Annotated in this window: 20 protein-coding genes; 15 read left to right on the forward strand and 5 right to left on the reverse strand. The window is 70.0% G+C overall.

Translation table 11 applies throughout. The features are described 5' to 3' along the window. The first annotated feature begins 3 nt into the window (after window positions 1-3). The 7 genes from ribA to HLB44_RS08090 all read left to right on the forward strand — a co-directional run bounded on the left by ribA (window position 4) and on the right by HLB44_RS08090 (window position 7359). Window positions 4-609, forward strand: coding sequence for a GTP cyclohydrolase II RibA (gene ribA / locus HLB44_RS08060; protein WP_425500794.1), 606 nt, complete (start codon window positions 4-6; stop codon window positions 607-609). A 9-nt stretch (window positions 610-618) separates the two neighbouring features. Continuing rightward, window positions 619-2379, forward strand: coding sequence for a WD40 repeat domain-containing protein (locus tag HLB44_RS08065; RefSeq protein ID WP_173122029.1), 1761 nt, complete (start codon window positions 619-621; stop codon window positions 2377-2379). Between the two features lie 76 nt (window positions 2380-2455). Beyond that, complete coding sequence (locus HLB44_RS08070; RefSeq protein ID WP_173122030.1) at window positions 2456-3823, forward strand: amidase family protein; 1368 nt, start codon at window positions 2456-2458, stop codon at window positions 3821-3823. Between the two features lie 66 nt (window positions 3824-3889). Beyond that, window positions 3890-4876: a formylglycine-generating enzyme family protein gene (locus tag HLB44_RS08075; RefSeq protein WP_425500795.1), complete on the forward strand. Its 987-nt coding sequence runs from the start codon at window positions 3890-3892 to the stop codon at window positions 4874-4876. Window positions 4877-4982: 106 nt separating this feature from the next. After that, window positions 4983-5780: a glutathione S-transferase family protein gene (locus HLB44_RS08080; RefSeq protein ID WP_173122031.1), complete on the forward strand. Its 798-nt coding sequence runs from the start codon at window positions 4983-4985 to the stop codon at window positions 5778-5780. Beyond that, window positions 5780-6529, forward strand: a complete 750-nt coding sequence (locus HLB44_RS08085) for a carbonic anhydrase (RefSeq protein WP_173122032.1) — start codon at window positions 5780-5782, stop codon at window positions 6527-6529. Before HLB44_RS08080 ends, HLB44_RS08085 begins: the two co-directional genes overlap by 1 nt. After that, entirely contained in the window at window positions 6529-7359 is an 831-nt protein-coding gene (locus HLB44_RS08090) for a 2-keto-4-pentenoate hydratase (protein ID WP_173122033.1), read from the forward strand. Before HLB44_RS08085 ends, HLB44_RS08090 begins: the two co-directional genes overlap by 1 nt. Before the next feature lie 13 nt (window positions 7360-7372). On the opposite strand, the gene HLB44_RS08095 is transcribed toward HLB44_RS08090, so the two are convergent. From HLB44_RS08095 to HLB44_RS38125, 3 genes are read right to left on the reverse strand one after another with little or no spacing between them, the layout of a single operon-like run. Then, window positions 7373-7783: a type II toxin-antitoxin system VapC family toxin gene (locus HLB44_RS08095; RefSeq protein WP_173122034.1), complete on the reverse strand. Its 411-nt coding sequence runs from the start codon at window positions 7781-7783 to the stop codon at window positions 7373-7375. 3 nt (window positions 7784-7786) lie between these two features. Beyond that, window positions 7787-8047, reverse strand: coding sequence for a hypothetical protein (locus HLB44_RS08100; protein WP_173122035.1), 261 nt, complete (start codon window positions 8045-8047; stop codon window positions 7787-7789). A 40-nt stretch (window positions 8048-8087) separates the two neighbouring features. Next, window positions 8088-11057 (reverse strand): ATP-binding protein, encoded by a 2970-nt coding sequence (locus tag HLB44_RS38125; RefSeq protein WP_173122036.1) that lies wholly within the window; start codon window positions 11055-11057, stop codon window positions 8088-8090. Window positions 11058-11322: 265 nt separating this feature from the next. Between HLB44_RS38125 and HLB44_RS08110 the strand changes: the two genes are divergently transcribed. The 4 genes from HLB44_RS08110 to HLB44_RS08125 are packed head-to-tail and all read left to right on the forward strand — an operon-like array spanning window position 11323 to window position 15178. Further along, window positions 11323-12315, forward strand: a complete 993-nt coding sequence (locus HLB44_RS08110; protein ID WP_173122037.1) for a TRAP transporter substrate-binding protein — start codon at window positions 11323-11325, stop codon at window positions 12313-12315. A 25-nt stretch (window positions 12316-12340) separates the two neighbouring features. Beyond that, window positions 12341-12859 (forward strand): TRAP transporter small permease, encoded by a 519-nt coding sequence (locus tag HLB44_RS08115; protein WP_173122038.1) that lies wholly within the window; start codon window positions 12341-12343, stop codon window positions 12857-12859. A gap of 10 nt (window positions 12860-12869) precedes the next feature. After that, window positions 12870-14153: a TRAP transporter large permease gene (locus HLB44_RS08120; RefSeq protein WP_173122039.1), complete on the forward strand. Its 1284-nt coding sequence runs from the start codon at window positions 12870-12872 to the stop codon at window positions 14151-14153. Further along, window positions 14150-15178: a Gfo/Idh/MocA family protein gene (locus HLB44_RS08125; RefSeq protein WP_173122040.1), complete on the forward strand. Its 1029-nt coding sequence runs from the start codon at window positions 14150-14152 to the stop codon at window positions 15176-15178. Before HLB44_RS08120 ends, HLB44_RS08125 begins: the two co-directional genes overlap by 4 nt. Before the next feature lie 18 nt (window positions 15179-15196). Here HLB44_RS08125 and HLB44_RS08130 read toward each other — a convergent pair whose 3' ends face one another. Beyond that, window positions 15197-16072 carry a TauD/TfdA family dioxygenase gene (locus HLB44_RS08130; protein WP_173122041.1) on the reverse strand — a complete coding sequence of 292 codons (876 nt, stop codon included), beginning with the start codon at window positions 16070-16072 and terminating at the stop codon, window positions 15197-15199. A 65-nt stretch (window positions 16073-16137) separates the two neighbouring features. Here HLB44_RS08130 and HLB44_RS08135 point away from each other — a divergent pair, with 65 nt between their 5' ends. The 3 genes from HLB44_RS08135 to HLB44_RS08145 are packed head-to-tail and all read left to right on the forward strand — an operon-like array spanning window position 16138 to window position 18348. Beyond that, on the forward strand, window positions 16138-16659 hold the full coding sequence (locus tag HLB44_RS08135) for an MOSC domain-containing protein (RefSeq protein WP_173122042.1): 522 nt from the start codon (window positions 16138-16140) through the stop codon (window positions 16657-16659). A 38-nt stretch (window positions 16660-16697) separates the two neighbouring features. Next, complete coding sequence (locus tag HLB44_RS08140) at window positions 16698-17684, forward strand: NADPH:quinone reductase (protein WP_173122043.1); 987 nt, start codon at window positions 16698-16700, stop codon at window positions 17682-17684. 19 nt (window positions 17685-17703) lie between these two features. Continuing rightward, entirely contained in the window at window positions 17704-18348 is a 645-nt protein-coding gene (locus tag HLB44_RS08145) for a dihydrofolate reductase family protein (protein WP_173122044.1), read from the forward strand. Here the strand turns inward: HLB44_RS08145 and HLB44_RS08150 are convergent, their stop codons facing one another. Next, window positions 18349-20001, reverse strand: a complete 1653-nt coding sequence (locus tag HLB44_RS08150; protein WP_173122045.1) for a sulfurtransferase — start codon at window positions 19999-20001, stop codon at window positions 18349-18351. Window positions 20002-20186: 185 nt separating this feature from the next. Between HLB44_RS08150 and HLB44_RS38130 the strand changes: the two genes are divergently transcribed. After that, window positions 20187-21104: a GNAT family N-acetyltransferase gene (locus HLB44_RS38130; protein ID WP_173122046.1), complete on the forward strand. Its 918-nt coding sequence runs from the start codon at window positions 20187-20189 to the stop codon at window positions 21102-21104. Window positions 21105-21109: the final 5 nt, after the last annotated feature.

Consider the following 21109-nt stretch of genomic DNA (forward strand, 5'->3'; position numbering starts at 1 on the left):
AGCGTGTCGCCGGCCATCAAGGCCAGCGCCGAGATCCCGCTCGCCGGTGGCGCGAGCGGCCGCTTCTACAGCTTCGACATCGGCGGCGCCGGCCGCGACGGCAAGGCGCCGGACCATGTCGCCGTGCGTTTCCCCGGCCCGTCGGTCGAGCCCGGCGGCGTGCCGCTGGTGCGCATCCATTCCGAATGCCTGACCGGCGACGTGTTCGCGTCGCTGCGCTGCGATTGCGGCCCGCAATTGCAGGAAAGCCTGGCGCTGTTCGGCGCGCAGGGTGGCTACTTGCTGTATTTGCGCCAGGAAGGGCGCGGCATCGGCCTGGTCGCCAAGCTGAAGGCCTACCAGCTGCAGATCGAGCAGGGGCTGGACACCTTCGAGGCCAACCGCGCGCTGGGCTTTCGCGACGACCACCGCGACTACGGCATCGCCGCGCGCATGTTGCAGGCGCTGCAGGTCGAGCGCGTGCGCCTGCTGACCAACAACCCCGACAAGGCCGCCGGCCTCGAGGAACACGGCATCGAGGTCGACGCCGTGCTGCCGACGCGCCGACACGAGAACCCGCACAACCACCGCTACCTGCACGCCAAGCGCGAGCAGGGCCATCGCCTGTAAGGAGCGTCCATGAATTCGATTCAATCCACTGCCGCAGGCAGCTTGGCGCATTTCGGTCCCATTGCCGGCATCGCCTGCAGCGCCGAGCACATCGCCACCGCCGGTTACGACAACCGCGTGATCCTGTGGGAGCGCGCGACGCAGCGGGCGCTGGCGATGGGGCTGCACGATCACCTGGTGAACAGCGTGGCGTTCTCGCCGGATGGCAAGCGCCTGGTCAGTGCCAGCAGCGACCACACCGCGCGCATCTGGGCCGTCCCCTCAATGCAGCTGATGACCGTCCTGAGCGGCCATGCCGACGATGTTGACACTGCCGTCTTCTCGCCGGACGGCAAACGCATCGCCACCTCGTCGCACGACCACACCGTGCGCACCTGGGACGCGATCACCGGCCAGCCGCTGGCCCTGATGCTCGGCCACCAGGGCGACGTGCTCGCGCTGGCGTGGGACGACAACGGCAAGTCCCTCGTCTCCAGCAGCGACGACGGCACCGTGCGGCGCTGGTGCCCCGACAGCGCGGTCGAGATCGAACGCGTGCAGCTCGGTGGCGCGCAGAGTGATGCGCTGGCCGTGCTGGCCGACGGCCACATGGTCTGCGGCGACGACACCGGCACCTTGTACCTGGTCGGCCCGCGCGGCGTGCTGCAGCGCCAGGCGGCGCACATGGCCGGCATCAAGCACCTGAAAGCCGACGCGGCGCGGCAGCGCGTGCTGTGCCTGAGCTACGACGGCAGCTTCTCGGTCTGGCAGCTCGACGGCGGCGGCACGCGGCTCGATGAAGTCGCGCGCATTCCGATCCCGGCCATCGTCTGGCCACGCAGCTGCGCGCTGGCCGACGAGCACTCGGCCGTCTTCGGCAGTTTCGGCTCCACCTACGCCAGCGTCGACCTGCGCGACGGCCGCTGGGAGCTTTCGCGCATCCGCCGCGACCGCAGCCTGAACGCCGTTTGCGCGGCGATGGACAGCACTTGGGACATCGGCGACGCCGGCATCCTGCGCCGCGACGGCGTCGCGGTGGCCGACCTCGGCACGCTGTGCAACTTCCTCGTCGCCGGCGGCCCGACGCTGTACGCGGGCGGCCAGTCCGGCGTGCTGTTCGATGCCGCGGCCGGCAAACCGCTGCACCGCCATGCGTCGCCGCTGAACTGTGCGGCAAGCTACCTGCACCAGGGCGAACGCCGGCTGGTGGTCGGCACCTACACCGGCGAGCTGCTGTTCTTCGTCCTGGGCGATGGGACGCTCACTTTGCTGGCCGGCATCCGCACGCACGAGAACGCGATCAAGGGTCTCGCGGTCGCGCATGGCCGCGTGTTCTCGTGCTGCGCCGACGGCGCGGTGGCGCTGAACGATGCCGCGGACTTCCAGCTGCTGCAACGCGTGCCCGGCGGCCACACGGCGATCGCCAACGGCTGCGTCGCGACGGCCGACGGCTACGCCAGCGTCGGCCGCGACTTCAAGCTGCGGCTGTGGCGGCGCGACCTGCAGCAGCGCTGCCTGAACACGCCGCACCGGCATTCGATCCGCTGCATCGCGGCATCGGCCTCCGGCCGCTATCTGGCGACCGCCGGCTACCGCGGCATGGTCGCGATCTACGACCGCGTCGACGACAGCTGGCTGCCGACGCTGCGGCCATCGACCTTCGGCATCTCGTGCATCGTCGCCGACCCGGCCGGGGAGGGCTTCATCGCCAGCTCGTACGACGGCACGACGCACCGTATCCCGGCGCCACGCACACCGGTGATGCCGCGCCCGGCGGAGAGCGTCGCGTGATGATCAGCCCCCAGCTCACTTCGTTCGCGGCCCCCGAGGGGCGCTCAGTGCCTTTCGGGCGGCCGGGCAGGCACTGATGCCCGAGCGCCTCGATCCGCTCGGCACGATCGTCGACTACCACGCGGCGCTGGGCGCCGGCTGGCTGCGTGCCGGCGAGGCGCTGGAGCTGGCGTGCGCCAACGCGCAGGCGCCGGACGGCGAGGGTGCGCGGGTCTTCGCACGCCACGACGCCGACATCGCGCGCGCCAGCGCCGTGCAACTGCAGCGCAGCGGCGGCCGCCAGCTGCGCGGGCCGCTCGACCGCGTGATCGTCAGCATCAAGGACAACTTCGACATCGCGGGCCAGGTGACCAGCGCCGGCTCGCCGACGCGCGAGGGCGGCACGCCGGCGGCGCGCGACGCCGCCGCGGTGGCGCGGCTGCGCAGCGCCGGCGCGATCCTCGTCGGCCGCACGCGCATGTCGGAATTCGCCTATTCGGTGACCGGAACGCATCCGGACTATCCGCCGCCGCGCAACCCGTGGCAGCGCGCGATCGGCCGCATCCCGGGCGGCTCGACCTCCGGCGGCGCGGTGTCGGTCAGCGACCGCATGGCGCACATCGCGCTCGGTACCGACACCGGCGGCTCGCTGCGCGTGCCCGCGGCGCTGTGCGGGCTGGTCGGCTTCCGGCCCTCGCTCGGCCGCGTGCCCAGTGAAGGCCTGTTTCCGCTGTCGCCGGCCAGCGACACCATCGGCGCGATGGCCCGCGCCGTCGACGACTGCTGGCGCGTCGACAGCGTGGTCGCCGAACGGCCGCTGGCGCCGCGGCGCGATCGCGCGCCGCGCAGCTTCCATTTCGCGGTGCCCGACGGCCTGTTCACCGCGCAGCTGGCACCGCCGGTGGCCGCGGCCTTCGAGCGCCTGCTGGCGGTGATCGGCCGCTCCGGCGCCTCGGTGCGCCGCCTGCCGATGCCGGTCTTCGACACGTTGGCCCCGCTGCAGGCCGATGGCGGCATCACCGCCGCCGAGGCGTGGCGCGCGCATGGCGACGGCGGCGCACTGCTGGCCTGCCGCGACCCGCTGGTGCGCGCCCGCATCCTGATGGGCGCGCGCACCGACGACTGGCGCTTGGCGCAGCTCAAGCGCGAGCGCGCAGCGCTGATGCGGCGCTTCGGCCGCGAGCTGCGCGGCTTCGACGCGCTGCTCGCACCGACGGTGCCGATCACCGCGCCGACGATCGCCGAAGCCGATGGCGCCGGACCCGCTGCGCAGCAGATCAACCAGCAGCTGCTGCGCAACACGGTGGCCATCACGCTGGTCGGCGGCTGCGCGATCTCACTGCCTTGTCACGCCGCCGGCAATGCGCCGGTCGGCGCCATGCTCGCCGCACCCGGCGGCCACGACGAGCGGCTCTTCGAGGCCGCGTTCTTCATCGAATCGCTGTTGCGTTTTGCCCAGGAGTGAAAAGTGACCATCGCCCCCTCCGCCCTTGTCAAGCCGGCCGGCCATGGCCACTTCTTCTGGCCGACGCTGCCGCAGGCGCTGCCGCTCACCTTGAGTGAAAGTGAGCTGCTCGGCCTGCCGGCGCAGCACGTGCCCTCGCGCCTGTCGACGCCGCAGCCCGCGCTGATGCGGCGGCTGATGCGCGGGGACGAGGTCGACTGGCTCGAGCGCCTGGCCGACACCGACGCCCCGCTGGCCGAACGCTGGCTCGCCGGGCAATTGCTGGCGCTCGCCGGCGACCCGCGGCTGAAGCCACTGGCGCCGCCGATGGTCGATGTGGCCGGCGGCGAATTCACGCTCGGCCTGGAGCCGCAACGGCTCGATGCGGTGATGGACCGGCTCGCCGGACTCGGCCTCGACCGCGCGTGGATCGCAAAGGAGTGCCCGGCCTACCGCGTTCGCATTCCGAGCTTCCGCATCGGGCGCTATCCGGTCACCAACCATGAATACCGCGTCTTCCTGCTCGCCACCGGCCACCCAGTGCTGCCGACGAGCTGGGAGCTTGGCCGCTATCCGCTGGAGCGCGCGAACCACCCAGTGCATTCGGTCGACGTCGCCAGCGCCGAGGCCTACACCGCATGGCTGTCCGCCAGCACCGGCCGCCGCTTCCGGCTGCCGACCGAAGCCGAATGGGAGCTCGCCGCCGGTGGCCCGGCGCAGCGTGAATATCCGTGGGGCGAGACCTTCGAGCCCGACCGCTGCAACACCGTCGAATGCGGGCTGCTGATCACCTCGCCGGTCGGCATGTTTCCGCGCGGCGCCGCCCGCTGCGGCGCGCAGGACATGGCCGGCAACGTCGAGGAACTGGTGGCCACCGACTATGCGCCTTATCCCGGCGGGCAGTGGATCGACGATCACCTGGTGCAATTGAACGGCCGCTACCGCGTCGCGCGCGGCGGCAGCTTCGCCCGCTTTCGCGATCTCGCGCGCTGCAAGCGGCGGCACGGGATTCACCGGACGACGCGGGTGTACGTGGCGGGGTTTCGGTTGGCGGAGGAGTTGGCGCGCGCCTGAAGGCAGAATCGCCGGCGTTCAATCCCGTGCCACGCATGCCCCGCCTTGCGTCGTGCCGCGCCCCACGCCAAGATCGTCGCCCCGCACTCCCGCCGCGAGGCCACCGATGATCAAGCTCTACGACAGCGCCTTCAGCCCCTTCGCCCGCAAGGTGCGCATGGTGCTCGAGCACAAGGGCCTCGAATTCGAGGCGCTCGACGGGCTGCTGAGGTCGAACCATGACACGCTGAAGGCTGTCAATGGCCGCATCGAAGTGCCGACGTTGGTCGACGACGGCATCGTGGTGGTCAACTCGTCCGACATCGTCGCTTACCTCGAGCACCGCTACCCCGATCGACCGGTGCTCCCGGCTTCACCCGCCGCGCGCGTGCAGGCCCGCGCCTGGGAGCGCACGGCCGACAGCTTCATCGATCCGATCCTGATCAACCTGTCGTACTGGTCGTGGGCCGAACGCGACGATCAGATGCCGGCGGGGCTGCTCGACGCCGCCTGTGCCGACCTGAAGCCGGTCTACGACGCGCTGGAACGCGAGCTGGCGGAGCGCGATTTCGTCAGCGGGCCGGCGCTGTCGATCGCCGACATCGCGCTGTTCCCGCACCTCGCGAGCGCGCGGGCGATGGCGGTGGAGTGGGGTGCGCAGCAGCATCCGAACCTGACACGCTGGTTCAAGCGCCTGCGCGCGCTGCCGATCTGCGCCGCCGACCTGCAGCGTGCGCGGTCCTTCTTGGTGTCGATCGATGGCCAGCAGCTCGAGCGGCGCAAGATCTTCTGGCGCGGCGACCGCATCGAGTGGATGCTGGTACGCGGTTTCCACGACTGGTTGATCGACGAGATCCGGCAGGATCGTGTGCTTTGGCCGGGGCCGGCGATTCCGGCCCCTCTCACCTTCAAACAGGACACATGATGAAGTCACCCTTGCTGTTCGCTGCCGCGTGTGTCGCCGCGGCTTCCGCCGCCCAGGCCGCTGACAAGCCTCACTGGAGCTATCAGGGCCATGGCAGCCCGGCGCACTGGGCCGAGCTGGATGCCGGGTTCAAGACCTGCAAGCTCGGCAAGCTGCAGTCGCCGATCAACATCGAGACGAAGAAGATCGAGAAGTCGGCCGACGCCAAGCCCATCGTCTTCGGCTACACCGGCGGGGCCGCCGAGGTGGTCGACAACGGCCACACGATCCAGGTGAACCTGCCGGCCGCGGGTGCCGCGACGCTGGAGGGCAGCGAGTACAAGCTGCTGCAGTTCCACTTCCACGCGCCCAGCGAGGAGATGATCGACGGCAAGCGTTATCCGCTGGTGGCGCACCTGGTGCACAAGAATGCGCAAGGCCAGCTCGGCGTCGTCGCGGTGCTGTTCAAGGCCGGCAAGGAGAACGCCGCGCTGAAGCCGGTGTTCGACAGCCTGCCGGCCAAGGCGGGCGAGACGCGCAAGCTCGACGCTGCTTTCAATCCTGCCGACCTGCTGCCGGCCGAGCGCGGCTACTACGCCTTCATGGGCTCGCTGACCACGCCGCCGTGCAGCGAGGAAGTGCGCTGGCAGGTGCTGAAGACGCCGGTGGAAGCCTCCGCCGCGCAGCTGGCCGCGTTCAAGAAGCGTTATGCGATGAACGCACGGCCGGTGCAGCCGCTGAACGGGCGCAAGGTGGTGCTGAGCCCCTGATGACGAGCCGAAGCCTCCCGATCGCCGACCTCGCCGCGATCGCCACTGAAGCCCTCGCCGCGCGCGACGAGCGGCGCCAGATTGCGCCTTTCTCGTCGCGCTACGACGGCCTCGACCTCGACACCGCCTATCGCATCGCTGCCGACGTGCGGGCGCAGCGCATCGCGCGCGGCGAGACGCCTGTCGGCCGCAAGATCGGCTTCACGAACCGCACGATCTGGGCCGAGTACGACGTCTGGGCACCGATCTGGGGTTCGATGTACCAGACGACGGTGCACGACCTCGCCGCGCTCGCCGGGCGTTTTTCGCTCGACGGCCTGGCCGAGCCGCGCATCGAGCCGGAGATCGTCTTCGGCCTGGCGCGCGCGCCCGAGCCCGGCATGGACGCGGCGGCACTGCTCGGCTGCATCGAATGGGTCGCGCACGGCTTCGAGATCGTGCAGTCGATCTTCCCGGGCTGGAAGTTCGCGGCCGCCGATTGCGTCGCGGCCTTCGGGTTGCACGGCGCGCTGCTGGTCGGGCCGAGGCAGTCGGTCAGCGCCCATCGCGCGGGCTGGCTGGCCAGCTTGTCGAGCTTCGCGATCGACCTGGCCTGCGACGGCGTGGTGGTCGACCACGGGCAGGCCGCGAATGTGCTCGACGGGCCGCTCTTCGCCTTGCGCCACCTGGTCGAGCTGCTGGCGGCCGATCCGTCGCAGCCGGCGCTGGCCGCGGGCGAGGTGGTCACCACCGGCACCTTGACGCGAGCGTTGCCGGTGGCGCCGGGGCAGGTGTGGACGACGGCGCTGCGCGGCGTGGCGCTGGCCGGGATCGGCGTGCGCTTCGGCTGAGGCGGGCCGGACGCTATGGAAGGAAATCTTCCAGACGTTGCCCGCAGCGCAGGCCGTCGATGTGTGAGAAGTGCGCGTCGCGGGTCAGCAATGCTGCGCCGAGCTCGAGCGCGCTCGCGGCAATCCACAGGTCATTGGTCGGAATCGGTTGCCCCTTGCGACGCAGTCCTGCGTAGATCAGCGCGTAGCTGTCCGCGGTCTGCGCTGTGATGGGTATCGACTCGACGCGCGGCGAATCGAGGAAGCGAGCAAGTTCGGCTCGGTTCTTCGCTTCGCGCGTTCCGGCTGCAAAGCCTCCAAGCAATTCGCCCAGCACGACGCTATTCACGAACAGGCGCTCGGCGTGTGCGAGGACTTCGACAACCTCTGGCACTCCGAGCATGAACGCCGTGTAGGCGTTGGTGTCGATCAGGATCGGCCGCATCCGCTACTTCCAGAGCTTCGCGTCGACCTCGCTGAACGCTGCCGTAGCGCGCTCGAATGCGGCAGCATCGCTCTTGCCCCAGCTTCCGGACAGCTCATCCAGATCGGCATGCCGACGCAGTGCCGGCTTCGATGGGCGGCGTCCGAGCCCTTGTTCGATGAGACGCAGCACCAAGGCATTGACGCTTGCGTCCTCTTTGACTGCGCGTTTCTTGAGTTCGGCGAGCGATCGATCGTCCAGGCCGCGAATGCTGAGATTGGCCATGCCATCACCTGTGCATGTGAAATGCTGTCACCGAATGCTATCAGGAGGGCGTCGCGCTGCCGACACCCTCGCGCTCGTCACGCCGCTGCGCCGTCACGCGCAACCCGCGCAGCTTGCCCACCAGATCCGCCGCCGAGAACGGCTTCTCCAGCGCCTGGCAGCCGGTCTCGGCGAGCAGCCGGGTCGCATCCAGGCTCAGCGTGTCGCCGGTGACGAACAGCATGCGCTCGGCGAGCTGCGGCGCATGCGCCTTCACCGCGCGCCACAGCGCGGCGCCGTCGGTGTCGGGCATGCGCAGGTCCGAGACCACGGCGTCGAAGCTGGCGAGCTGGAGCATCTCGATCGCCACTTCGCCGGACTCGGCCGTCGTGACCTCGTAGCCGGCTGATTCGAGCATCGAGCGCATCACGTCGGCGAGCTCCGGTTCGTCGTCGACGACCAGCACGCGTGCACCCTCGGGTACCTCGGCGGCCACCGGTTGCGCGGGTACCGGCGGCCGCGGCGGAGTGGTCGCCTCCAGCGGCAGCCAGAACAGGAACGACGCGCCGCGGGCGCTCGCCTCGAGCTCGAGCTCACCGCCGTGCTCGCGCGCGATGGCCTGCGACACGGCCAGGCCCATGCCGGTGCCGACGCCTTCGCTCTTGGTCGTGAAGAAGGGCATGAAGATGCGCTCGGCCACGTCGGCCGGCACGCCCGGGCCGGTGTCGGCCACGCGCAGCCACAGGTGCCGGCCGGATCGATGGGGGCCGGCCGAGTGGCCGGTCTCGATCGTCAGCTCCCGCGGCCCGTCGCTGCCGGACATCGCCTGCTGCGCATTGACGAAGAGGTTCAGCACCACCTGGCCGAGCTGGTCGCCGTCGCCCCAGACGCTGGGCAGCCCGGGCGCCAGCTTCAGCTCGACGCGGATCGCATGCGTGCGCAGCACGTAGCCGAGCATCTCGGCCGCGCCCTGCACCACATCGTTGAGCTGCACCTCGCCGCGCGCCGCGCTGCGCTGCCGCGCCATGTTCAGGAAGGTGCGCACGATGCGGCTGCAGCGCAGCGCCGCCTCGCGCACCCGCTGCGCCTCGGCCTGCAGCGGCCCACCCGTCGGCATCTGGGCGCACATCTCCTCGAGCAGCGAGGCGCGGCCCATCACCACCGCCAGCGGGTTGTTCAGCTCGTGCGCGACGCCGGCGAGCAGGCTGCCCATCGTCGTCAACTTCTCGCTCTGGCGCAGCTCGTTGCGCTGGCGCTCGATGAGCTCGGCGCTGCGGTGCTGCTCGGTGACGTCGCGCGCGCTGGCGGTGTAGTGCACCGCGCCGTCGACCTCGCTTCGCCACAGCACCGCCTCGATCGGGAACTCGCGGCCGTCGGCGCGGCGCGCGTTGAGCGTCCAGCGCCGGCCGAGCAGCGGGGCAGCGTCGCCGCGCTGCAGCCGGGCCAGCAGCGCCCGTTGCCGCTCGCCATCGGCTTCGGGCAGCAGCAGCGCGCTGGAGCGGCCGATGGCCTGCGCGCGCGGCAAGCCGAACATCAACTCGGCCGCCGGGTTGAAGTCGACGATCGTGCCGGCCGCGTCGGCGGTGACGATCGCCTCCATCGCATGGTCGATCACCGCGGCCTTCAGCGCATTGGCCGCGCGCAGCCGCCGCTGCAGCCGCAGCCGCCACATCAGCGCGAGCCCGCCGAAGAGCGTGATGCTGGCGACCAGCGCGACGATCAGCATCACGCGGCGCGCCTCGGACTCGCGCTCGCGCGCACGCAGCAGCGAGTTCTCATATTCCTTGCGCTCGAGGTCGAAGCGCGTGCGCAGTTCGGCCACCGCCGCAGTGCTGTTGGCGGTGAGCACCGCCTTCTCGGCTTCGCGCAGCCGCCCGGTGGCGCGCCAGGCCTCCTCGTAGTCGCCCAGCCGGGCGTGGATGGCCGCTGCATTCTCGTGATAGCGAACGGCCCAGCGCGCCGTCGCCAGCGCGGCCAGGATCTTGTGGCCGGCGTCCAGCGCCTCCAGGCTGCCGGCGCGTTCGCCCAGGCGCGACAGCGCGTCCGCGCGCGCCATCGTGAGCCGGAAGCGCAGCGTCGCGGGCAGCGCGGTGCCGCGCTGCACGGCGGTGCGGCCCAGCGCCTCGAGCGCCTGCGCCGGCCGATCCTGCTTCAGCTCCAGGTCGACCAGCAGCGCGAGCAGGAAGCTCTGCATCTCGGTGTAGGCCAGCTGGTCGGCCATCACCAGCGCGCGCTCGACGATGCCGCGCGCCTCGGCCACGTCGCCCTGCGACGCCAGCACGCCGGCGAGGTTGTGCCACAGCCGCACCGCGTACGTGCGGTAGACGCCGGTGTCCACCAGCTCCAGCGCCGCCCGGTAGCGGCCGATCGCCTCGCCGGCGTTCGATTGCGTCATGCGGTCGAGGTGGCCGAGCGCGCCGGCCACGCCGTTCATCACCCGCGACATCGCGTAGCGGTCGCCCTCGCGCTGGGCGATGGTGTAGGCGCGGTTCAGGTGGGCCATCGCTTCGGCGCTGCGCCCCTGGCGGTCGTGCCAGCGTGCATGCTGGACCAGCGCGCGGGCCAGGTGGAAGGGCTGCTGCGTGCGCTCGGCAAAGGCGACGGCGTGGGCGAAGCGGGCATCGGTGCTGGCGCCCTCGCCGAGCACGTGCGAGATCATCGCGTCGCCCAGCAGCAGCTCGGCCTGCGCATCGTTGTCCTGCCGCTGTTCGGCCAGCGCCAGCGCCTCGCCGATCAGCGCGCGCGTGCCGGCGGTCTCGTCGATGTCGGCGCGCACCTTGATCATGCGGCGCAGCGCCAGCAGCATGGCGGCGGCATCCTGGCGCGTGCGGGCGGCGGCCAGCGCGGCCTGCGCTTCGGCGGCGGTGGCGCGGGGATCGTGGGCGGCGGCGCGTTCGATCTCGTCGGCGGTGCCCGCCCGCGCCGATGCCGCGGCCAGCGCCAGGCAGCCGACGAGGGCCGCGGCGAGCAGCGTCTGCAGGCACCAGCGCCTGGAAATCCAGGCCCGGGCCGGATGCGGGAGAGTGCTCACGTGCCGGGCGCCCTTCGAAGCCGCGAATGGTTGCGGCGGCCGGTATCAGCGCCGCTTCAGCCGCGCGCGACGCATTGTCGCAAGTGTTTCACCGACAACGTTCATCAGTCATCGTACAAGCTCGAGCGATCGCCGCTCGGGTATTCCCCTGTGGAAACGCTATTGACACCCGAATCCGCACTGTCGACGATACGTCGGTTGTACGACAACCGATGACTCGGCCCGGCGCACGTGCCCGGCAGAGCGCACGACTTGGAGACATGCCATGAAGCGTCGCGAACTGATCAGGCTGTGCGGATCGGCGCTCGCCGCCGGCGCCGTTGCGGCGCCCGCGCTGGTGCAGGCCCAGGACAAGGTGGTCTGGAAAGCCTCGGACGTGCATCCGCTCGGCTACCCCACGGTCGAGGCGATCCAGCGCATGGGCAAGAAGCTCGAGGCGGCGACCAACGGCCGCATCTCGATCCAGATGTTCCCGTCGATGCAGCTCGGCGGCGAGAAGGAGATGATCGAGCAGGCGCAAGTCGGCGCGCTGCAGATCGCGCGCATCTCGGTCGGCGCGATGGGGCCGGTGGTCGACGACCTGAACGTCTTCAACATGCCCTTCGTCTTCCGCGACGAGGCGCACATGCGCAAGGTGATCGACGGGCCGATCGGGCAGGAGCTGCTCGACCGCGTGTCGAACTCGCCGCAGTCGAAGCTGATCGTGCTGGGCTGGATGGATGCCGGCACGCGCAACGTCTATTCGAACAAGCCGGTCACCAAGCCCGCGGACCTGAAGGGCATGAAGATCCGCATGATGGGCAACCCGCTGTTCGTCGAGACGATGAACGCGATGGGCGGCAACGGCGTGGCGATGGGCTTCAACGAGCTGTTCAGCGCGCTGCAGACCGGCGTTGTCGACGGTGCCGAGAACAACCCGCCGACCTTGCTGGCGCAGAACCACTACACCGTCAGCAAGGTGTACAGCCTGACCGGCCACCTGATCATTCCGGAGATCTTCGTCTTCTCCAAGCGCACCTGGGACAACCTGTCGAAGGCCGACCAGGATCTGCTGCGCAAGGTCTCGCGCGAGGCGCAGATCGAGCAGCGCGCGCTGTGGGACGCCTACGTCGGCGAGGCCGAGACGAAACTCAAGGCCGCCGGCATCAAGTTCATCCCCACCGACAAGCCGGCCTTCTACGCCGCGACGCAGCCGATCCGCGACAAATATGGCGCAAAGTACGCGGCGCTGATCAAGCGCATCGAAGAGACGAAGTAGTGTTCTTCTGACGCGCCGGCCGTCGATGAAAAACGCCTACCAGCAGGCGATGGAACGCCTGTACCTGGCCTGCGTCGTGATCTCCGGCGTCGCGCTGGTGGTGATCACGCTGATCATCCCCGTCGGCGTCTTCATGCGCTACGCGATGCACAGCCCGCTGTCGTGGCCCGAGCCGGCCTCGGTGATCATGATGGTGATGTTCTCGTTCATCGGCGGCGCCGCGGTGTACCGCGCGAAGGTGCACATCGCCGTGCAGGCCTTCGTCAATGCGGTGAGCGAGGGCAAGCGCCGCGCGATGGGCTGGCTGGCCGATGGCTGCATGGCGGCCACGGCCCTCTTCATGCTCGGTTACGGCGTGCAGTTGTGCATGACCACGCGCTTCCAGACCATCGCCGAGTTCCCGTGGCTGTCGGTGGCCTACGTGTACCTGCCGATCCCGATCGCCGGGCTGCTGACGCTGCTGTTCCTGATCGAGCGCATCTGGGTCGGCGAGCCGCCGCCGAGCTCGGTGATGTACAGCGACCAGGCCGCCGAAGTGGAGTGAACGAGATGATATGGACGCACTGATCCTGCTCGGCTCGTTCGCCGTGCTCTGCGCCATCGGCGTGCCGGTGGCCTACGCGCTCGGGCTGGCCGCGATCATCGGCGCGCTCTATGTCGACATCCCGCTCGAAGCGGTGATGCTGAAGATCTCCGACGGCACCGACGACTTCTCGCTGCTGGCGATCCCGTTCTTCGTGCTCGCCGGCGCGATCATGGCCGAGGGCGGCATGGCGCTGCGGCTGATCAACCTGGCCAAGGTCTTCGTCGGCTTCATCCGCGGCGGGCTGGCGCTGGTCAACGTGCTGGCGAGCACGCTGTTCGGCTGCATCTCGGGCTCGTCGGTCGCCGACACCGCGTCGATCGGCTCGGTGATGATTCCGCAGATGGTCAAGGCGGGTTATCCACGCGTCTTCGCGACCAACGTGACGATCTGCGGCTCGGTGCAGGCATTGATGATCCCGCCCTCGCACAACGCGGTGATCTACTCGCTCGCCGCCGGCGGCACGGTGTCGATCGCGCACCTGTTCCTCGCCGGCGTGTTCCCCGGCCTCCTGTTCGGGCTGTGCGTGATCGGGCTGGTGCTGTGGATGTCGAACCGGCGCGGTTTCCCGAAGGCTGAAGCCGTGCCGTTCAGCCAGGTCGGCCGGATCGTCGCCGATGCGCTGTGGGGCCTGGTGACGATCTTCATCATCATGGGCGGCATCCTGTCGGGCGTGTTCACGGCCACCGAGTCGGCCGCGGTGGCCTGCGTCTACGCCTTCCTGGTCACGCTCTTCATCTACCGCGACTACCGCTGGCGCGACCTGCCGCACCTGGTGCACCGCGTCGTCAAGACGGTGGCGATGGTGATGATGCTGATCGGCTTCTCGGTCGCCTTCGGCTACATGATGACGATCATGCAGATCCCGGCGAAGGCGACGCAGTTCTTCCTCGGCATCTCGCAGGACAAGTACGTCTTCCTGCTGATGGTCAACATCCTGCTGCTGCTGCTGGGCACCTTCATGGACCTGGCGCCGATGCTGCTGATCTGCACACCGATCTTCCTGCCGGTGATCAAGACGCTGGGCATCGACCCGGTGCACTTCGGCATGGTCATGATCCTGAACCTCGGCATCGGCCTGATCACGCCGCCGGTGGGGCCGACGCTGTTCGTCGGCTGCGCCATCGGCAAGGTGACGATGGAGCAGGTCAGCAAGGAGCTGTGGCCGTTCTACGGCGCGATGTGTCTCGCGCTGCTGCTGGTGACCTACGTGCCGGCGATCTCGCTGTGGCTGCCGGGCCTACTTCTCAAATGACGCGGCAGCAGGTTGCGCTGATCGGTGCCGGCATGGCGGTAGCGCCGCATGTGGCGAGCCTGGGAGCGCTGGCCGAACGGGTCGACGTCGGCTGGATCGTCACGCAGAGCGGCACGCGTGCTGCGGCAATCGCCGAACGCCTGCGCGGAGCCCGCTGCAGCACTTCGCTCGACGACGTGCTCAGCGACGACCGCATCACCGCGGCGCTGGTGCTGACACCGCCGAACACGCACCTGGAGATCGTCACGCGGCTCGCCGGTGCCCGCAAGCACGTGCTGCTGGAAAAGCCGCTCGAGCTCGACAGCCGCCGCGCTGGCCAGCTGGTGGCGGTGTGTGCCGAAGCCGGCGTGCAGCTCGGCGTGATGCTGCAGCACCGCCTGCGCCCGGCCTCGCTGGCGATGAAGCGGCTGGTGCAGGGCGGCGCGCTCGGCGAGATGACCTGCGCGTCGGTCGACATGCGCTGGTGGCGGCCGCAGAGCTACTACGACCAGCCCGGCCGCGGCAGCCGCGCGCGCGATGGCGGCGGCGTGCTGCTGACGCAGGGCATCCACACGATCGACAACTTCCTGCAGATCGCCGGGCTGCCGTCGGAGCTGGTCGCCTTCGCCCACACCAGCCCGGTGCATCGGATGGAGTGCGAGGACGTGGTCGCTGCGGCGCTGCGTTATGCCAATGGCGCGACCGCGACGCTGAATGCCACCGTCACCGCATTCCCCGGCTTCTCGGAGCGCATCGAGGTTTGCGGCACGCTCGCCACCGCGACGCTCGCCGGCGGCCAGCTCGAGGTGCATTGGCACGACGGCCGCCACGAGACCATCGGCCAGGCGCAGATGCTGGGCGGCGGCGCCGACCCGATGGCCTTCACGCACGAGGCGCACCAAGCGGTGATCGAGGATTTTCTCGATGCCATCGCTCAAGCGCGCGAGCCGGCGATCAGCGGCGCCAGCGTGCTGCCGGTGCAGCGCCTGATCGATGCGCTGCTCCAATCGGCGGCGACGCGGCAGGTGCTGGACTTCGGCGGCTGAGCCGCCTCGGCCGACCCGTCAAATCGGCACCTCGCCGATCACCACGGTGCGGTGAATCACGCGCCGCTCGGCGCTCGTGTCATAGCTCGTTGCGCGGTGGATCGTGCTGCGGTTGTCCCACATCAGCACGTCGCGCGGGCGCCAACGGTAGCTGAAGACGAAGCGCGGCTGCGTGGCGTGCGCCATCAGCTGCTCGATCAGCGTCTCGCTCTGGTCGGCCGGCAGCCCGGCGATGTGCGACACGTGCCGGCTCAGGTACAGGACCTTGCGGCCGGTGTCCGGATGCGTGCGCACCAGCGGATGCTCGATCGGCGGCGTCTGCAGCCGCTGCGCCGCGGTCATCGGCGGCTCGCCCATGCGCCGGCGTGAGCGGTCGAGGTCGTGCACCGTGCGCAGGCCGGCGATGCGACGCTTCATCGCGTCGTCGAGTGCTTCGTAGGCCGCGGCCATGTCGGCGAACTGCGTCTCTCCGCCGACGGCCGGCGTCTCGATGCCGTAGAGGATCGTCGCCAGCGCCGGCCGGCGCTGGAACGACAGGTCCGAATGCCAGGTCAGCGTGCCCTTGTCCGGATGGCGGCCGATGGTGCGGCCGCTCGCGGCGTCGACGTTCGACAGCACGTAGATCTCGGGATGCTGCGGATGCCGGTACTGATCGAGCACGTGCACCTGCAATTCGCCGAAGCGGCGGCTGAAGGCGATCTGCTGTGTTTCGTCGATGTGCTGGTCTGGAAAGCGCAGCAGCTGATGGTGATGGAAGGCCGCGCGCAGCTCGGCGAACACGTGATCCGGCAGCGGCGGTCCGAGGTCGAGATCGAGCACTTCGGCGCCGGTGCGGTCCGACAGCGGTCGAATGTGCAGCACGCCGTGCGGGGTGGTGTCGGTCGCGCGGTTCACGGGCGGGCCCTTCGTTCGTCGGATGATCGTACGCTGCAGCGCCAAACGCGAGCCACCATCCGCCCATGCCCGACCTGCACGCACTGACGCGCCAATTCCCGCGCGACGGCCTTCTGAACGCCATCATCCTGCGCCCGGCGCGCCACGTGCCGCCGATCAGCGTGGCGGAAGCGTGCGCGATCGGGGGCCGCGGCCTCGAAGGCGACCGCAGCGCGCAGCGCCTGCCGACCACGCCCGATGGCGGCAAACGCCAGGTCACGCTGATCCAGGCCGAGCACCTGCCATTGATCGCCGCGTGGACCGGCCGTGCAACCGTCGACCCGCTGCTGCTGCGCCGCAACCTGGTGATCTCGGGCCTGAACCTGCTGGCGGCCCGCTCGCCGTTCGGGCCGTCGCAGGCACTGCGGCTGCACATCGGCGAGGCCGTCGTGCTGGAGCTCAGCGGCCCCTGCGATCCGTGCTCGCGCATGGAGGAAGCGCTCGGTCCCGGCGGCTACAACGCGATGCGCGGTCACGGCGGGGTGACCGCCCGGGTGCTGGCCGGGGGCGAGCTGCACGTCGGCGATCGGGTGTGGGTCGAGCGCTGATCCAGAATCGGCGCTGCTTCCCCACAAGGACGTCGACCATGCAAGCCGCCTACTACGAACGAACCGGCGCCGCGCGCGCGGTACTGCAGGTCGGCGAGCTGCCGGAGCCGGCGCCCGGCCCGGGTGAAGTGCGCGTGCGCCTGCACTGCTCCGGCGTCAACCCGTCCGACGTCAAGTCGCGCGCCGGCCTGCGCAGCAGCGTGCTGCCGTTCGAGCGTATCGTGCCGCACAGCGATGGCGCCGGCGTGATCGACGCGGTGGGCGGGGGCGTGTCGCCCGCGCGCATTGGCGAGCGCGTGTGGATCTGGAACGGCGCCTGGGGCCGGGCGAACGGCACGGCGGCCGAGTGGATCACGCTGCCGGCGCGCCAGGCCGTGGCACTGCCGGAGGACACGCCGCTGGAGGCCGGCGCCTGCTTCGGCATTCCGGCGCTGACCGGGCTGCACGCGGTGCAGAGCCACGGCGGCGTGCAGGGCAAGACCGTGCTGGTGGCCGGCGGTGCCGGCGCGGTGGGCCACTACGCCGTGCAGTTCGCGCGGTTGCTCGGTGCGCGCCAGGTGTTCGCCACCGTCAGCAGCGCGCAGAAGGCCGCTCTCGCGCGTTCAGCCGGCGCCGATGCCGCGATCGACTATCGCGCGGAAGACGTGGCCACGCGCGTGCGTGACCTGGCCGGCGGCGCCGGCATTCACCGCATCATCGAGGTCGACATCGCCGCCAATGGCGCCCTGGACGCCGAGCTGCTGCGGCCGGGCGGCGAACTGGTCGTCTACGGCAGCGGCGCGCGCGAATTCAGCCTGCCGTTCTTCCCGCTGATCGCGCGCAACCTGAATCTGCACTTCTTCATCGTCTACAACCTCGGCGAGCCTGACCGCGCCGCGGCCGAGCAGACCTTGACCCGGCTGTTGACCGAACAGCGCCTGACGCACCAGATCGCCGAGCGCCTGCCGCTGGCGCAGATCGCCGCGGCGCACGAGCTGGTCGAATCCGGCCGCGCGATCGGCAACGTCGTGCTGACGATCGCTTGATTGCACGAGGAGACTTCCAATGCCCAAATTACGCGTCAACAGCTTCGCCATCTCGATCGACGGCTACGGTGCCGGCCCCGACCAGAGCCTACAGGACCCGCTCGGCGTCGGCGGCGAGCGGCTGCATGAATGGGTCTTGTCCACGCTTACCTTCCGTCGGTTGTTCGGCAGCGAAGGCGGCTCTACCGGCATCGACGACCAGTTCGCCGCGCGCGGATTCGACAACATCGGCGCCTGGATCCTCGGCCGCAACATGTTCGCCCCATCGCGCGGCGCCTGGCCCGACGACCAATGGAAGGGCTGGTGGGGCGACAACCCGCCGTACCACGTGCCAGTGTTCGTGCTGACGCACCACCCGCGCGCTTCGATCGAGATGGACGGCGGCACGGTCTTCCACTTCGTCACCGACGGCATCGAGGCCGCCCTGCAGCGCGCAATGGCCGCCGCGCAGGGCAAGGACGTGCGCCTCGGCGGCGGTGTGGCGACGATCCGGCAATACCTGAGCGCGCGGCTGATCGACGAGCTGCACCTGGCGATCTCGCCGGCGCTGCTGGGCCGCGGCGAAGCGCTGCTCGCCGGGCTCGACCTGCCGGCCTTGGGCTACCAGTGCACCGAGCACGTCGGCGGCGAAGGCGCGATGCACGTGGTGCTGGCGAAGCGGTAGTCAGCCCACCATCACCTTCACATCCGGATACCCCATCAAGCGCAGCACGTAGTAGGTGACCGCCGCCTCGCCCGGGTTGTCCGCGATGCAGACGATCTCGGCGTAGCGCGGCACGCCGGCCTTGCTCAGGAGGGTCCACAGGTCCTTCGCGGCCTTCGGCGTGCCGTCGGCATTCAGCAGCTCGGTGTGCGGCAGGTGGATCAGCTTGCCGTCCGGCGCCTTGCTCGGCGCGTTCTTGCCCGAGGCGATGAAGACGCGCGGGTACGCGCCCTTCGCGCTGCTCTCGGCGCCCTGGACCACGACGCCGGAACGCGCGCGCGCCGGATACGTCGTCGGCACGATCGACACGTCCAACGGGTTCTTCTTCGGCCCGACTGCGGTCGGGTCCTTGGTCAACGGCAGGCCCTTCAGTCCCCACTCGTCGACCGAATCCATCAGGATCGATACGTGCTTCTGCCCCATGCGCTCGAGCGCCAGGAAGGCCAACGCCGAGTGCTCGTTCAGGCCGCCGTCGGAGACGATCACCGCCTCATGCGCCGCATCGACGCCGGCCGGTCCGAGCAGCTGCGCCAGCTTCTGCGGCTCGGCGAGATAGCGCTTGAAGTCAGCGGCCGGAATGTTCAGTGCGAAGGGCACGTGGCCCTGTTGGAATTTCTCCGCCGGGCGCACGTCGACGACGGTCAGCTTCGTCACGCCGTACATGCGCATCATCTTGTTGCTCCAGCCATTGAGCCAGCCCATGTCGCGCTTCAGGGCCGGCGCGTCGTAGGTCCAGAACGGCAGCGATCGTTCGTCCTGCAGCCATTCGAGCTGCGATTCCTTGTAGAGCTTGACGTTGGGGTATCCGGCCACGAACTTCAGCGCGAAGAACGGCACCGTCGCGGCGATGCCGCCGCCGCAGTGCGCGTGCACCTGCTGCTCGGGCTGGATGCCGAAGTAGCGGGCCATGCGCGCGATCTCCTCGGCGGACTTGAAGGTCTTGTCGGCATTGAAGAAGTCGCCGGTCGGCATCATGATCGCGTTCGGCACGTGGCCGGCGCGGTCGAAGAACTTCATCTCGCCGAAGTGGTGGCTCGGCTCGAGCGCCTCGACCAGCGCGTGGTTCGCGCGGTCGCCCGACGCGGCCAGGAATTCGGGCAGGCGCACGCGCAGCTCGTCCTTCGGCTTCGCGCCGACGCGGAACGTGCCCTTCGCCGGCGTCGGCGTGGGCTCCTTCGTCACCGGGCGGCCGGCCTCGGCCCACTTGGCCAGACCGCCGTCGAGCACGAAGATGCGGTCCGCCGGAAAGCCCTGGTAGTAGAGGTCGAAGAAGATGCGCGTCGCGAAGTACGCGCCGCCCTGGTCGTAGATGACGATCTTCTTGTCCGGGCTGACGCCCCAGGACTGGAAGTGCGCCTCGTTCTCCGCGGGCGACAGCTCGCGCCCGCCGAACGAGAAGACGTCGACATTGACCGCGCCGGCGATGTGCCGGGCCGCATGCATCGGCGGCGGCGAGGCGTCGAGCAGCAGCACGTCGCCGGCGGCGAGCGCCTGTTCGAGCCACTGCACGGTGACGAGCGGGCTTCTGGCGCGCTCGCTGGCCAGCGCGGCCTGCGGCAGCAGCAACCAGCTGGTGAAAGCGGCGAGCATCCAGGCAATCAATGACCTGCGCATGGTGTTTTCCTCCGGGCGAGCCTTCCGAAGCGGGGCCGCTCGCGCCGACTGTGGCCGCGCCAGCGTGCGCCGGCCAACGAAGTCTGACAAGGTGCAGTTCGGCGGGGTCCAGGCGCGCTTCGCGGCGACGGACGGTGCAGCCTCCGCGTCGGTTACAAATCGGCTGGAACACCGAAGGATCCCTCGTGACCCATGCCGTCCCGATCACCCGGCTCGAGCCGTCCGAATGGCCCGCACTGGCGGCCTTCATCCACCGCCACAACCGGGTCGGCGGGCGGATCCGCTGCCTGCACTTCGACCAGGGGGAAACCCTGGCGCTGCATGCGCAGGAGCTGGCCGCGCTGCAGCCGGACGAGGCAGCCTTCTGGTGCGTGTACGGAACGGACGGCATCGCCGCGCTGATCGGCTGCGAGCTCGATCCGGCGCTGCGCCGGGCCTGGCTGCGGGGGCCCTTGACGGCCGGCGACGATGACGCTCATTTGACGCGGCCATTGCTCGAGCGGCTCGAGACCGAGCTGGACACGCTCACCACCTTCGATGCCTTCCCGGCGCAGGACGACGAGCCGCTGAACGCCTTCTATCGCGACGCCGGCTATCGCCCGATGGGCGTGCATCGCGTGCTGCAGGCCGCGCTGGCCCCGCTGGCCGATACCCCGTTGCCGGCCAGCCATGGCAGCGTGCGCCGCGCCACCCCGGCCGACCTCGCGCCGCTGCTCGCCGTGCACCAGGCCCTGTTCCCGTCGAGCTACCTGAAGGACAGCGACTTCGAGCGCGCGCTGTCGGCCGAGGACCGCTGCGTGCTGGTCACCAATGACCTCGCCGGCTATCTTCACGCGAAGGACGATCCCGAGCAGGACGAGGTCTACATCGATTACGTCGGTGTCGCCGAGCGCGCACGCGGCCAGGGGCTCGGGCACGCGTTGCTGACTGCGGCGCTGGCCTGGGGCCGCACCCGCGGGCGGCGTCAGGCCTCGCTCACCGTGCGCGAGGATCGCGCAGCGGCGTTGCGGCTCTATGAGCTGGCCGGCTTCCGCCAGGTCAGCGCAGGCGCCCACTGGCGCAAGGAAGTCAACCCCACCGAAGCACCGGCCGTCCCCGGCTGAACACC

It is taken from the genome of Pseudaquabacterium terrae (assembly GCF_013266755.1).
GTDB lineage: Bacteria > Pseudomonadota > Gammaproteobacteria > Burkholderiales > Burkholderiaceae_C > Pseudaquabacterium > Pseudaquabacterium terrae.

What these genes read in the sequence shown, in the direction of transcription:
- HLB44_RS08110 (WP_173122037.1), top strand. Translation starts at nt 11,323, where the DNA reads ATGAAGCGTCGCGAACTGATCAGGCTGTGCGGATCGGCGCTCGCCGCC.
- HLB44_RS08065 (WP_173122029.1), top strand. Translation starts at nt 619, where the DNA reads ATGAATTCGATTCAATCCACTGCCGCAGGCAGCTTGGCGCATTTCGGT.
- HLB44_RS08080 (WP_173122031.1), top strand. Translation starts at nt 4,983, where the DNA reads ATGATCAAGCTCTACGACAGCGCCTTCAGCCCCTTCGCCCGCAAGGTG.
- HLB44_RS08115 (WP_173122038.1), top strand. Translation starts at nt 12,341, where the DNA reads ATGAAAAACGCCTACCAGCAGGCGATGGAACGCCTGTACCTGGCCTGC.
- HLB44_RS08095 (WP_173122034.1), bottom strand. Translation starts at nt 7,783, where the DNA reads ATGCGGCCGATCCTGATCGACACCAACGCCTACACGGCGTTCATGCTC.
- HLB44_RS08125 (WP_173122040.1), top strand. Translation starts at nt 14,150, where the DNA reads ATGACGCGGCAGCAGGTTGCGCTGATCGGTGCCGGCATGGCGGTAGCG.
- HLB44_RS08090 (WP_173122033.1), top strand. Translation starts at nt 6,529, where the DNA reads ATGACGAGCCGAAGCCTCCCGATCGCCGACCTCGCCGCGATCGCCACT.
- HLB44_RS08120 (WP_173122039.1), top strand. Translation starts at nt 12,870, where the DNA reads ATGGACGCACTGATCCTGCTCGGCTCGTTCGCCGTGCTCTGCGCCATC.
- HLB44_RS08140 (WP_173122043.1), top strand. Translation starts at nt 16,698, where the DNA reads ATGCAAGCCGCCTACTACGAACGAACCGGCGCCGCGCGCGCGGTACTG.
- HLB44_RS08100 (WP_173122035.1), bottom strand. Translation starts at nt 8,047, where the DNA reads ATGGCCAATCTCAGCATTCGCGGCCTGGACGATCGATCGCTCGCCGAA.
- HLB44_RS08070 (WP_173122030.1), top strand. Translation starts at nt 2,456, where the DNA reads ATGCCCGAGCGCCTCGATCCGCTCGGCACGATCGTCGACTACCACGCG.
- HLB44_RS08135 (WP_173122042.1), top strand. Translation starts at nt 16,138, where the DNA reads ATGCCCGACCTGCACGCACTGACGCGCCAATTCCCGCGCGACGGCCTT.
- HLB44_RS08145 (WP_173122044.1), top strand. Translation starts at nt 17,704, where the DNA reads ATGCCCAAATTACGCGTCAACAGCTTCGCCATCTCGATCGACGGCTAC.
- HLB44_RS08150 (WP_173122045.1), bottom strand. Translation starts at nt 20,001, where the DNA reads ATGCGCAGGTCATTGATTGCCTGGATGCTCGCCGCTTTCACCAGCTGG.
- HLB44_RS08085 (WP_173122032.1), top strand. Translation starts at nt 5,780, where the DNA reads ATGAAGTCACCCTTGCTGTTCGCTGCCGCGTGTGTCGCCGCGGCTTCC.